Here is a 13,316-nt window from a genome sequence, read left to right on the forward strand (position 1 = left end):
TAAAAATGATGAAATAAATGACGAGGCATCAGGAGACAGAATGACTTCACCTCGCAAGGATGCAATCATGAGCACTCGATCTCGTCCAGCAATTTCGTTTCCACCAACTCGGCGAGACCTGCAACGGTGGGAGACCGGAAAAAGTCTGCAGGACGCATGTCGATTCCGAAAACTGTGCGTACTCTCGAAAGCAGTTGAATACCCAGCAACGAATCCCCCCCCAGCTCAAACAGATTGTCATGAATACCGACGGCGTCCATTCCAAGCAGGCTCTGCCAGATCTCTGCGATGCTCTTCTCCAGATCGCTCTCGGGAGCGACAAAAACCGTGTGCAAGGCAGGTCGCGGATAGCGTTGCTGGCCTCCCTGTTCAGGCTGCCGGCTCTCCGCAAGCGCAGAAGACTGCCCGACCAGATCTACCAGGTCCTCCTGCGTCTGGTTGAGCCGGCTATGCAAATCAAGGGTGGAGACGATCACCTGCGGCCTGGCTACGCTATTGACGATGCGCTCGAAAGCCTCGGCTCCTTCTCTTGGCGAAATTCCCATCCCCTGGGGCATTGCCATATTGGCTGCCATCCCCACGTCCCGCCAGCTATCCCAGTTGACGGATATGACGGGAAATATGGAATCGCTATCGGCAGAACGGGTAGCCCCGCGGGCGACAGCATCGAGGTAGGCATTGGCGGCACAATAATCGACTTTGCTGAGGCCACCCGCAATAGTTGCCAGCGATGAGCACAGCAGCATGAAATCCAGGGAGGCATCCTTGAATACGGCCTGTAATGCTCGCGTTCCCTGTATCTTGGGTGCAAACACTTTTGCCACCATCTCCTCGGTCTTCACCGAAATGAGATCGGTGCCGACCTCTCCCGCAGAATGAATCACACCGTGAATAGCGCCGAAGCGCTCATAGGCGTGCGTCACCGCCGTTTTCAGCTCGGCCTGGATCGCAACATCGGCCTGCAATACCAGCACTTCCGCGCCCAGGGCCTCCAGGTGCATCACTTTCTCGATCTTGCTGCGGACGGGATCCCCTTTTCCCATCTTCGAAATCAGATTAGGCCACTGCTCGCGGGCAGGAAGCGGGGAACGCCCCAGCAGCACCAGCTTTGCGCGATAGTTCTGCGCCAGATGTTCGGCCAGCGTCAATCCGATGCCGCCGAGCCCGCCGGTAATCAGATAGACGCCGCCATTTCGAAGGCGAAGGCGCGTTTTCCCCGGCTTCCGATATTGGATGGGTTCGAAAGTCTGAATCCAGCGGTGCGGCCCCCGGTAAGCGACCATTGAGGAAACCGGCTCAGCCTGAGACTCGGCCACTATCTGACGTACAAGCCGGTTTTTTGCAGTATCGTCGCCTGCTGGCAACTCGACATCAACCAGTCGGCAGGTCAGGTAAGCATATTCCTGGGGAATGACCTTGCAGGGCCCAAGCAACAGTGCTTTTTCCGGGCGAAGGGATTCGCTGCCGGTGACATCCTCGAACTGGTCGGTGATGACCGTAATTTCGACCTTCGCGTCGCTCGGGATCACCTGTTTGGCACTCTCCAGCGCCTGCGCGAGATAAAACAGGCTGAAGAAGTTCCTGGCCTCGATTTCCACTTGATTTTCGACCTGGCTTTCCCTGTTGTAGATACAGGTGTCATCGTTCCCGGTCATGCTCCACAAGTGAAAGACATGCCCGAGAGTCCTGCCATCCTCGCCGATGTTGCGCAACAGAAGATCGTAATCCTGCCGTTCGCCCGGACGGACGATATAGTGATCCTTGTCCTCGCGGTGAAAGGCCGAGCCCATGGAAACGATGACAGGTTTTATTCCCAGCGTAAGCAAATGCTCTATCAGGGCCATCCCGAAGGGATGATCATCCTGGAAGATGATGATTGATCTTCCCTCGTCCAGGAGGACGCTCTCTTGGTCAATGCTGCCCGAGCGGCGCCACGAAGGGGTGTAAAACCATTCATCGAGCGGTCGAGCTACCGGCCCGCCATTATCTGTCAACTGCGGGCGTGCACTTGACTCAAGGCCAGCCATGAGCCGAGGCATGTTTTCTTCCCCCCCTGCCTTTGCGGTCTTCGCGGTCTTCCCCGTCTTCAGGCTCCCGGGCTTGATCCAGTATGACTGGCGCTCGAATGGGTAAGTCGGCAAGGAGACGCGGCGGCGATGCTCGTCAGCGTAAAAACTCCCCCAATCGATATCGGCCCCGGCAAGCCACAATCTCCCCAGGCAAAGATAAAAATGTGCTTGAGACTGGTCTACTCTGCCAGGATGAGGCAAGGATGAAAGGATGAGGTGCTCCGGTTTTGCTTCGGAATGACGCCGCGCAAGGGTAGTCAATGTTTCGCCCGGTCCCACCTCCAGCAGGATTCGATCGGGATTGCCCAACAGCTCGCGCAGCCCATCGTCGAAACGTACCGTACCGCGCACCTGCCGTCTCCAATAGCCGGGGTCGGTGGCTTCCTGGGAAGTAATCCAGTCGCCGCTGAGATTGGAAAGAAAGGGAATCCGTGGTTGGCACAACTCCATGGCGGAAACCAGTTCCATGAAAGCCGGCAACATCGGCTCGACCAGGCAGGAATGAAATGCATGGGAGACGTGGAGGCGCCGCGTCCCGATACCTTTATTGCCCAGATCGGTTTCCAATGCTTCAATTGCAGGGACCGAGCCTGAAAGGACGCACAACTCAGGTCCGTTGACGGCGGCGAGGTCGCAGCCTTCCGACCTTTCCGACAAGTAAGGCGTTATTTCCGCCTCGGGCAACATGACTGCAAGCATGCCGCCTGTCTCCGTCTGCTGGAGCAAGCGCCCACGCAGGGCAACCAGGCGCAGCGCGTCTTTGAGCGAAAATACGCCCGCAAGACACGCCGCAACGTATTCGCCCACACTGTGGCCGATCATTGCCGCTGGCTGGATGCCCCAGGACATCCATAGCTGTGCGAGAGCATATTCGACGACAAAGAGTGCGGGCTGGGTGACTTCCGTCTGTTCGAGGCGCGCGGACAACTCTTTCTTCCATGCCTCATCCCTACCCTCAAGGTTAGGATATAAGGTGGCGCGCAGGTCGAAATTCAGGTGGGGTTGCAGCAATTCGACGCAGCGATCGAATTCCCGCCGAAAAACCGCCTCCCCGTGGTAAAGCTCCCGCGCCATATCGATATGCTGGGCACCCTGACCGGGGAAAAGAAAGACTATGGGGCGATTTTCCGAGGTCACTTGTCCGGTAACAAAGCGATCCGCAGGCTTTCCTTCCAAAACGCTGAGCGCCTCATCCCTGTCGTGACACAGCACTACTGCACGGTGGGCAAAACTTTTTCTTCCCGTTTGAAGGGTATAAGCGGTGTCGTCAAGTGGCAAACCGGGATGTGCGCGCAGATGCTCGTGCAACCCGGCAATCATCGACTCCAGCGCCGTGGGCGTGCGCGCCGAGAGTGTGAGCAACTGACAGGCGCGTGAGGGACTCACGGACTCTACGGGCGGAGCTTCTTCGAGCACCACGTGCACGTTGGTCCCCCCGATGCCGAAGGAACTCACCCCCGCGCGCCGCGGTGTAGATCCATTCGGCCAATCCCTGCTCGCGGTGTTCACGTAAAAAGGGCTCGAGGAAAAATCGATTTGTGGATTGGGCTGCTCGAAATTTAGGCTGGGCGGAAGGGTTCGATGCTTCATTGCCAGGACAGTTTTGATCAGGCCCGCGACGCCTGCTGCTGCATCCAGATGGCCTACATTCGTTTTGACCGATCCAATGGCGCAGAATCCGCGCCTGTTCGTGCTTTCGCGGAAGGCTTGCGTGAGCGCGGCGATCTCGATCGGGTCGCCGATCGTCGTTCCCGTGCCATGCGTCTCCACGTAGCTGATCGTGTCGGCGTCTACGCCGGCAATGGCCTGAGCAGCCAGAATCACTTCCGCCTGGCCTTCCGCGCTCGGTGCGGTGTAGCCCACCTTGGCCGAACCGTCGTTGTTGATTGCGGACCCTTTAATTACGGCATGAATCGTATCGCCATCGGAGAGTGCGTCCGACAGCCGCTTGAGCACGACAATCCCCACCCCGCTGCCGATCACGGTGCCCGCGGCCTTTGTGTCAAACGCCCGGCAGTGGCCATCCGGTGACAGGATCGCCCCAGGCTCGTATCGATAACCGCCCTCGTGCAACAGATTGATCCAGACACCCCCGGCCATGGCCATATCCGCCTCGTGATTGAGCAGGCCACGGCAGGCGACATGCACGGCTGCGAGCGAGGTGGAACAGGCTGTCTGCACGGTGATTCCCGGTCCGCGCAGATTGAGCTTGTAGGAGACGGTCGTCGTCATGGAATCCTTGTTGTTCCCATTCATCAACCCTTGCAGGGAAGAAATGTCGTGCATATCCGAAAACCGCCCGCTGGAAAACAGATTCAGCAACAGGTAGGTGTTAACTCCACAGCCGGCATAAACCCCGACCGGGACGCTGCAGTTCGACGCGTCATAGCCGGCATCTTCCAGCGCCTGCCAGGCCACCTCCAGGAACAGCCGGTGCTGGGGGTCCGTTTCCGCCGCTTCGCGCGGGGTATAACCAAAGAAAGAGGCATCGAAAAGGTCGACGCCGGGCAGTTCGGCGCCCGCTTTGATGTAGTGCGGATCTTCCAGGGTCTTGCGCGAGACCCCTCGCGCCAGGAGCTCCTCGTCGGTAAAGAAAGTAACGGACTCGACTCCATCCCGCAAATTGCGCCAGAAAGCCTCCACGTTGTCCGCGCCGGGAAAACGGCCTGCCATACCGATAATTGCGATATCGATATCGGCTCTCTCCGAAAAATCTTCCGTATGATCCATTAATGCGTCCTCTCCGCTCTCAGCTTGCGTTGTATGAAAGTCGCTCTCTGCCGCTGCGCCCGTTCCTGGTGGCGCTGCAAGGGCAGGTGCTCCTTATCCGCCTGCCTATCCTCCTGACTAAGGAATCTGGCCAGGCTCGCGACGGTGGTATATCTGAAAAGGTCGATAATGGCGATGCGTGTTTTCAACCGCTCTTCCAGCTTGCATTGCACCTTAATGAGCAGCAGCGAATGCCCGCCCAGATCGAAAAAATTGTTGTGCAGCCCCACTCGGGGTAGTTCCAGGACTTCCGCCCAGATCTCCGAAATCATCGTCTCCACAGCATTCACGGGCGCCTGATAGGCGGCCTCATCGATCTGCTCAGCCAAGGGCAAGGGCAACGCCTGGCGATCAACTTTGCCGTTGGGGTTGAGCGGCAGCCTATCGAGCAGCACAAACGAACCAGGCAGCATGTAATCCGGAAGCACGGTGGCAAGCGCAGTCTTGAGCATGGATGCGTTGAGTGTTACGCCCTGATGCGAGGCGACGTAGGCGATGAGACGCGCTCCATTGCGGCTTTCCTGTGCCACTACCGCCGCCTCGCGAACTCCGGGCTGCGCCAGCAACTGGCCTTCGATTTCCCCCAACTCAACCCGGAAACCGCGAAGCTTGACCTGGTGATCGAGCCGACCCAGGTATTCGAGTTGGCCACCATTGTCCTCATTGCGCCAACGGACCCGATCTCCCGTGCGATAAAGGCGGCTTCCATCCGACACGAAAGGATCGGCAACGAACCGGTCTGCGGTGAGACCGGGACGATCGAGGTATCCGCGGGCCAGCCCTGTTCCACCGATATAGAGTTCTCCGACACACCCCGGAGGCACGACATTCAAGTCTTCATCGAGCACGTACAACTTGCGATCTCCAACGGCACGGCCGATGAGCGCGAACTCGCCGATGGCACCGGCCCCAGCAGTTTCAGACGCAGGGGCTACCCAGGCGGCTGGGGTGATGACGGTTTCGGTGGGCCCATAGGCGTTGACCAGCCGGGCTTGCGGGAAAGCCGCCTGCGTGGCGGCCAGATCCGCTGCAAACCATGCTTCGCCCCCTGCTATGCAGGTGCGAACCGACATGGCACCGCCCTGCATCAAGGGAAGCAGCATCCGCAGATAAGCGGGCGGCAAGTGCAGTGTGGTTATGCTGTGCTTTCCGATCCGATCGACGAAACCGTCGCCAGCAAGGTCGCGCGTCGATGAAAGGACAAGCGTCGCACCTTCGCACAGGGGTGTGATCCACTGTTCCGCAGCCGCATCGAAATTCATCGAGAAAAACATGAGTTCGCGATCACCAGGGCGTACGTCGTAGATTTCCCTGATCGCTGCCAGATGCATCGCCAGGGGACCATGACTTACTCCTACCCCTTTCGGCCTACCGGTCGACCCGGATGTGTAGATGACATAAGCGAGATTATCGGGATGCAGAACAATCTCCGGGTTGGTCTCTGCTACCCCCTTCACGTCGGCGCTATCCAGTTCCAGCACGGAAAGCTTTTCCGAATCGGGGATACGATTCCTGAGAGGGGATTGCGTCAACAGCAACCGGATGCCGCTGTCCTCAACCAGATAGTTGAGGCGCTCGCGCGGATAGTCGGGATCGAGCGGTACATATGCCCCTCCTGCCTTGAGAATGCCCAGCAGGCCGATGATCATCTCGATGGAACGTTCTACCGTAATGCCGACCTTTACTTCCGCTTTGACTCCCAGAGCGATCAAATGGTGTGCGAGCTGGTTTGAGCGGCGGTTCAGTTCCTGATAGGTTATTTCGGTATCGTTGAAAATCAGGGCGCAGACGTTCGGACGTTCTTCCGCTTGACGCTCTATGCGCCGATGCACAGGTTCATGAGCGGCTTCATGGGCGACTTGATGCGCGACTTGATGAGCGGATTGATGGGATACCGCGCTACCTGAAAGGTGCGCTACAGCATTCGTTCCCCATGTTCCCCATGTTCCCCATGCTCCGAGCTGCGCCATATCGCTTTCGTTCAACAGAGGCACATCGCCGATGGGCGTTTCCGGCTGCCCGGCCATTGCGCGCAGCAGGGTCACATAATGGCGTCCCAGGCGCTCGATCGTGCGGGTATCGAAGAGCTCCGACGCATAGATGAAGCTTGCGCGCACGTTTCCATCAGGTGACTCGATCGTTTCCAGCGTCAGCTCGAACTGTGCAGCCTGCTCGCCCAGCGGATAGTCAACGATCTTCAGTCCCTTGATCTGATCGAGCTTGCGCCGGTCGCTTACTAGGTGATTAAGGGTCACCTGGAAGAGCGGCGTCCGGCTCAAGCTTCTCTCCGGCTGTAATGCTTCAACCAGTTGCTCGAAGGGCAAATCCGGGTGTGCCTGGGCGTCGATTGCCGCTTCTCTGACCTGCGCGAGCAGGGTTGACAAAGCCATGCGGCCGTTAACCTTCCCGCGCAGTACCTGAGTATTCACGAAAAAACCGACGATGCCCTTGGTTTCAATCCGGTTGCGATTGGCAACCGGTACGCCGACACGAATATCCTTTTGTCCTGTAAGGCGGTAGAGCAAGGCTTGAAAACCCGCCATCAGCGCCATGAAAAGAGTCGCACTGCGATTATCACGGCGTTGGGCAAGGCTTCGGAGGCTGTTCAGAACATCCGGCGGCAGGTCGAAAGAATGACGGGCCGCCTGATAATTTGCCACGGGCCGCCGGAGATGGTCGGCCGGCAGTTCCAATACCGGGTGCTCGGTGCCCAGATAATCGTGCCAGTAGGCCAGTTGCCTGTCTTTCTCGCCTGCTTCCAGCCAGTTGCGCTGCCACTCGGTGTAGTCCGCGTAACGGATGGGTAACGGATCGAGCTGTGGCAACTGCCCCTGGGCATGAGCCAGGTACCCGACGGCGAGTTCGTCAAGCAGTACCTGCATCGAGGCACCATCGGAGATAATGTGATGCATGGCTATGACCAGGATATGCTCATCCTGCTCAAGCCGGATCAGGACCATTCGCAGCAATGGGCCTTGTGTCAGATCGAAGGGAGCGGAAATGATCCGGTTGGCCTCCTCGTTCGCACGCGCTTCACGCTCCGATGGGAGATCACCATTCAGATCGATATGCGAAATATCCACCCTCGACACCGGTCTCAGTACCTGCTCGGCGGAACCCTCCCCTCCCGGCCGGAAAACGGTGCGCAAAGATTCGTGGCGCGCAACCAGCCCGTCAAGACTGGCCTGCAATGCCTCCACATCCAGGGATCCCGACAAGCGCAGCGCCTGCTTGATGTGATAGGCTGTGGACGTCCGATCCAGTTGCCATAGAAACCAGAGACGCTGCTGGCCAAACGAAAGCGGCACCGGTTGAGTTGCGTTGATCCTGGCGCGGGTGGGAAATAAGCTGATGCTTGCAGTACGCCTGGGGGCACCGGCAGATAGAATGCGCTTGATTTCCTCCGCACACTCGTTCAATTTCGAATTCTCGAACAGGCTACGGAGCGGAAAATCGATCTGCCAATGGTCAGCAATACGCGCCACAGCTTGCACTGCCGAGAGCGAATTTCCGCCACTGGCAAAAAAATGGTCCTCGCACCCCAACCCACGGCGATTCAGCACGGTTTCCCAGATGCCCGCGAGCAAAATTTCGACGTCATCCGTCAATGTGGATACAGGCCGGCTACTGTCACCCAGCACGAAATTGCCAAACTCATAGATCGCATACGCGTCAAGGGTGCGCTCTTGCCAGCCCTGCCGACAGGCGGTGCGCTGCAATTTTCCGCTGGAAGTCTTGGGCAGGCCTCCCGGATTCAGTAATACCACCACCGAGAGCGGCTCGTGACAGCTTCCGCTCACGGCCTCGCTCAACGCCTGCACCAGAGTTTCGACGGCGATAAGCTTCTGCATGCCGCGAGATATCTCCACGGCGATGCCGATTCCTTCCCCGTTTTCGGTTTCTACCGAAAACGCGGCCACCCTTCCCTTCCGTGCCGCCTCCACCTCATCCTCGACCACCTGCTCGAGGTCCTGCGGGTAGACGTTCTGCCCCCTTATGATAATGAGATCCTTGCGCCTTCCTGCAATGTACAACTGTCTATCATGTATGAAGCCCAGATCTCCGGTGCGCAGCCAACGTCCCCCCTCGTGGGAAACAAAAGTTTCGGCTGTCTCCTCTGGCCGTCGCCAGTAGCCGCAGGCAAGGCTGGCGCCATCCGTCCAGATCTCCCCGATCGTTCCATCGGACAATTGGATATATGTTTCCGGGTCTACAACTCTTACCGTATGGCCGGAAGCCGGCACACCGCAAGCTACCAGAGATGTTCCTGGCTCTGCCACCGCGGCTCTGCCTTGCGCCAGCATCCGGGTAGAGAAGCAATTTGCCTCCATGCCGTCTCCACGCGTCCCACCGGCGACAAAAAGCGTTGCTTCGGCCAGACCGTAGCACGGATAAATTGTGCCAGGTGGAAACCCTGCCGGTGCGAAGCGTTCGATAAATGCTCTCATCGTTTCCCGGCGTACCGGTTCGGCGCCCGAAAAGGCGACACGCCAGCTCGACAAGTCGAGCTCTTGTAATTGGGCATCGCTCACCCGGTCCGCACAGAGTTGAAACGCAAAATTGGGCGCACCACTCACCGTCGCACGATAGTGCGAAATGGCTTTCAACCATCGTACCGGTCGTTCGATAAAAAACCGGGGCGTCATCAGCACGACAGGAATGCCCCGATGGATGGGTTGCAGCAAGCCGCCGATCAGTCCCATATCGTGATACAGCGGCAACCAGCTCACGAATATGTCGTTTTCATTGATCAACATGCCCTCCTCGAACACCCTTGCATTTGTCATCAGACTGCCGTGGCTCACCATTACCCCTTTAGGCGTGGATGTAGACCCGGAGGTATATTGCAAAAACGCGATATCTCCCTCTTTGGGAAAATATTCACGCCATGCGAAGGCGTTATCGCATTTCACCGTGTCCACAGTCAGGATGGTCGCATAAGAAAACTGTTCCACTGCGGCACGAGCAATCAGTGGCATGATTTCGCTCGTGGTCAATATGCAGCGTGCCTCAGCATCGGCTGCAATGGCGAGCAGGCGTGCCAGGTGCCGTTCTCGTATCATCTCCGGTGGGAAAACGGGCACGGCGATGAGCCCTGCGTAAAGACAGGCGAAGAAGCCGATTACGTAATGCTCATCATTTTCCATGAGCAGCAGGGCGCGCTCGCCTGCCGAAAAACGGTCCTGCAAAATAGCTGCGAGTGCGCGGACATGCTGATCCAGTGTTGTGTAGTCGAATGCTTTTTCCACGGCTCTCTCGCCTTCCTGATGTACTGCCGTCAAGGCGAGGTCTGTGGGACGTGCCAACGCGAGACTACGAAGATGCGCAACCAGGTTTTGCGGATAAACGCGGTGAGAAATTGACCTTGGCGTCATAGTGAACCTTTCAGTGGACTGACTTTGAAACCTTTTCAGGCGTGATCTATCTGGCGAGCGAACTGATCGCAAACCTGCGGATATGCAGCCCGACCTTGGCAGCGATCCAATCCTGGCAGGGAAGTCAGTCGCGACACTTCGTGGCTTTTCCCCTGAGCTGAAGGCCGGTCATGAGTCTGTAATGCCAGGGCCGCTGTATAGCCATCGGGTACCGGGAGGCGCCAGGCCTGTATTTCCGGCCATTCCGGGGAATCATGCGTAATCTCGTAAGCTTCATCGTCCCGGGGCAGAATGGACACGGATTGCAGGTGTTCGGAGATACCCAATCCCAAGGCTTTCAGCACGGATTCCTTCGCTGCCCAGTGCCGGATGAAATCTTTGGAGGTGTACAACGCAAGCCGGCGCTCCAATGGGGAAAAGACGTAGGCTGCGAGGTCCTCGAGGTTTTTAGCATCGAAGGCACGGTCTTCGCATTCAATATCGACGCCGACCGGTCCGCTGGTCGAAAGAGCGATCAGGGCGCAACAACCGGCATGAGAGACATTGAACTCGATCTCCGACTCACCTTCCAGCCGCGGCTTGCCATACGCATTGACCACGAAACGCAGCCGGTCGGGCGGCAGCATCAACTGCGCTCCGACAAGTCGCCTCAGGGCGGCACGGGTTGCGACGGACCGCACGCGGTCTTCTTGCCGTCGAAACCGTTGCGCATGCACACACTCTTCTGCAGATAACAACGCCAGTTCGGAATCCGGCACCGACAGCCCCACATCAAACTCGAGCAACCACACTTCGATGCCATCCGGAATGCGCTCGGACAGCGATAAGCGCCTTAGGGGATACCTTAAGGAATACATAGGGACATATCAGCAGGTTCTCGATGTGCCTCTTGGTATGCTTCCGGATGGTGCAGCGCCATCCGCTGGACGAGCACGTGAAGAAAAGCCTCTTCGTGCTGCCGGAGAAAGAAATGCCCTCCTTCAAACAGGTCCAGCGAGAAATTTTCTGTAGTTTCGGATCGCCACGCTTCCAGCTTCGACTCATGAATTTCATCGTCACGGCCCCCAAAAACATGAATCGGCAGCGGCAAAGGCAAGGATTGTGCGTGACGGAAGCTTGCGCAGATGCGGTAGTCAGCGCGCAACAGACTGAGCGTCATGGACAACAACTCCGGGCTCTCAAACACTTCTTCCGGCGTCCCGTTCTGCTTGCGCAGATCGGCGATGAGCGATGTGTCGGTATTCTTGTCCGCATAGCGGCGCCAGTCCTGCCGGGAGGGTGCAGTACAGGCGGACACAAACAGGGCAAGAGGCAAGGGTTTTCCTCTCTTATGCAGGGAATGAGTAATTCCGAAAGCGAGCAGCGCCCCCATGCTGTGCCCAAAGAATGCATATCGCCGAGACGGATACGCCTCGAGCTCCTCCGCAAGGCGCTCGACCAGTAAAGGGAAGGTCCTCTCGAATGTTTCATCCAAGCGACCTCCACGGCCGGGCAACTCGACGGGTTCCACTTGCACCCAGGAAGGCAACCTGCGCCGCCAGCGCAGATACATGACCGAGCTCGCGCCTGCGCAAGGCAGCACGAAAAGCGTCAGAGGTGCGGGCATCACTTGGCTTCAGCGAGACATTGTTCGTCCATGAAGCGCCTCAGGCTGAGGGGGCGCATATCCGTCCAGACTTTCTCTACATGTTCCAGGCAGGTTTTCTTGTCTCCCAGCACCCCGGTATCCCGCCATCCTCCCGGAATGGCTTTCCACTCCGGCCAGATAGAGTACTGCTCTTCATGATTGACCAGCACGCGAAACGTCCCGTCTTCGCGGTCGAAGCAACTTGTCATGCTTGTTCCCCTTATGTCTGTAAACAGATGGCGTTCCAGATTCCCTGGACGAATTCCACGGATTGGAAATGCGTCTTAATCTTATTTGGAATCTTGTTTAGCTAGACGAATAAGGATTCGAAGAATTTAGGAAAATGACTGATAGCCTGGAGGGCTTTTTGATCAAAGCCAGCTATAATCTAACAGGACAAAATTTTTTCGTAGCCTTTTCTCGCAAAGATGTTGCGAGAAAACCAACCACAGCCAACCGGCAAGTATCAGGGCATAGATTTCAGATTCAGGAACAATTTCGACTGCAATAACCTGTCCTCGATTGTTGACCTCTGCATTGGAACCGGTAGTAGTATGAGTGCATCCAGGTGTCAGCAATGACATTGAATGAACTGAAATCTGATACCCATCGTCAGTACGGGCAATTCAGTTGGGGCCATCTAGTCAAGGGGGCGATCACTAGCAGAACGTTTCGGGTGGTCGTAACGATGAGGCTGTGCCAGGCAGCGGCAGCAGAGCCGGGTTTCCTACGCCTTACGCTCATCCCTTTGAAAATTATGCATCGTTTGTCGACGCACTTGGCGGCTGCAGACTTTTCTGGCGGACCAGGGTTGGCGCAGGTATAGCCATAACACATGGCTGGGGTCTGGTTGTGAATCCAGGCGCAAGGATTGGTAATAACGTAACCCTTTTTCATGGGGTCACCCTTGGGCGTCGTGATCGCATTTCCCCTGACGGAAATCGTCAAACTGAATACCCCGTCATTGAGGACGAAGTCTGGATCGAACCCACGCGATCATCGTCGGAGGAGTGACTATAGGTCGCGGAAGCAGAATCGCAGGAGGCGCATTCGTTACGGAGAGCGTCCCTCCTTATTCAATTGTATCGGGGAATCCCTCTACGATTGTTAAAGCGAATTGTACGCCGGATGTAATGAATCCCGCTCCCCTCTGATAAGAGATGTGAGTTATTAAAATAGGCAACGCAGAAATTTCTACTTCTGTATTTCAAATATCGCCGGGAATAGCAATGACATTTAAACAAAATCAGGACGTTTTCTGAGACGGTTGATTTTTCCTAATCTCCTCTGAGCCTTTCCGCTTAGTTTTTGCGACTTCAGTACCCTCGGTGTTCTCAATGACGGCAACAAAGCCCGTTCCTGGAGCATACATGACCTGGTTTAGCGTCAGGCAAGGATCACTTGCAACTCGTCGATTGAGTTCTTCTTCCAGCATTGGCAGGCTCACCCCAACAATGAATTCGTACCTTGGCATTT

At 56.9% G+C, this 13,316-nt stretch carries 6 protein-coding genes; all 6 read right to left on the reverse strand.

The features are described 5' to 3' along the window. Positions 1–65: 65 nt before the first annotated feature. The 6 genes from ACZ5BW_RS09555 to ACZ5BW_RS09580 all read right to left on the reverse strand — a co-directional run bounded on the left by ACZ5BW_RS09555 (position 66) and on the right by ACZ5BW_RS09580 (position 13,314). The gene (locus ACZ5BW_RS09555; protein WP_464539308.1) at positions 66–4,799 is read right to left on the reverse strand and encodes a type I polyketide synthase; all 4,734 of its coding nucleotides are present in this window, start codon (positions 4,797–4,799) and stop codon (positions 66–68) included. Beyond that, positions 4,799–10,213, reverse strand: a complete 5,415-nt coding sequence (locus ACZ5BW_RS09560) for an amino acid adenylation domain-containing protein (protein WP_464539310.1) — start codon at positions 10,211–10,213, stop codon at positions 4,799–4,801. Before ACZ5BW_RS09560 ends, ACZ5BW_RS09555 begins: the two co-directional genes overlap by 1 nt. A 35-nt stretch (positions 10,214–10,248) precedes the next feature. Next, on the reverse strand, positions 10,249–11,070 hold the full coding sequence (locus ACZ5BW_RS09565) for a 4'-phosphopantetheinyl transferase family protein (protein ID WP_464539312.1): 822 nt from the start codon (positions 11,068–11,070) through the stop codon (positions 10,249–10,251). Continuing rightward, positions 11,058–11,819 (reverse strand): thioesterase II family protein, encoded by a 762-nt coding sequence (locus tag ACZ5BW_RS09570; protein ID WP_464539314.1) that lies wholly within the window; start codon positions 11,817–11,819, stop codon positions 11,058–11,060. Before ACZ5BW_RS09570 ends, ACZ5BW_RS09565 begins: the two co-directional genes overlap by 13 nt. Next, positions 11,819–12,049: an MbtH family protein gene (locus ACZ5BW_RS09575; protein ID WP_464539316.1), complete on the reverse strand. Its 231-nt coding sequence runs from the start codon at positions 12,047–12,049 to the stop codon at positions 11,819–11,821. Before ACZ5BW_RS09575 ends, ACZ5BW_RS09570 begins: the two co-directional genes overlap by 1 nt. A gap of 1,037 nt (positions 12,050–13,086) precedes the next feature. Beyond that, positions 13,087–13,314 carry a hypothetical protein gene (locus ACZ5BW_RS09580; RefSeq protein WP_464539318.1) on the reverse strand — a complete coding sequence of 76 codons (228 nt, stop codon included), beginning with the start codon at positions 13,312–13,314 and terminating at the stop codon, positions 13,087–13,089. Positions 13,315–13,316: the final 2 nt, after the last annotated feature.

The organism is Nitrosospira sp. TNL300 (genome assembly GCF_055385915.1).

Coding starts and splice junctions, on each gene's coding strand:
- ACZ5BW_RS09555 (WP_464539308.1), bottom strand. CDS start 4,799: ATGGATCATACGGAAGATTTTTCGGAGAGAGCCGATATCGATATCGCA.
- ACZ5BW_RS09560 (WP_464539310.1), bottom strand. CDS start 10,213: ATGACGCCAAGGTCAATTTCTCACCGCGTTTATCCGCAAAACCTGGTT.
- ACZ5BW_RS09565 (WP_464539312.1), bottom strand. CDS start 11,070: ATGTATTCCTTAAGGTATCCCCTAAGGCGCTTATCGCTGTCCGAGCGC.
- ACZ5BW_RS09570 (WP_464539314.1), bottom strand. CDS start 11,819: ATGCCCGCACCTCTGACGCTTTTCGTGCTGCCTTGCGCAGGCGCGAGC.
- ACZ5BW_RS09575 (WP_464539316.1), bottom strand. CDS start 12,049: ATGACAAGTTGCTTCGACCGCGAAGACGGGACGTTTCGCGTGCTGGTC.
- ACZ5BW_RS09580 (WP_464539318.1), bottom strand. CDS start 13,314: ATGCCAAGGTACGAATTCATTGTTGGGGTGAGCCTGCCAATGCTGGAA.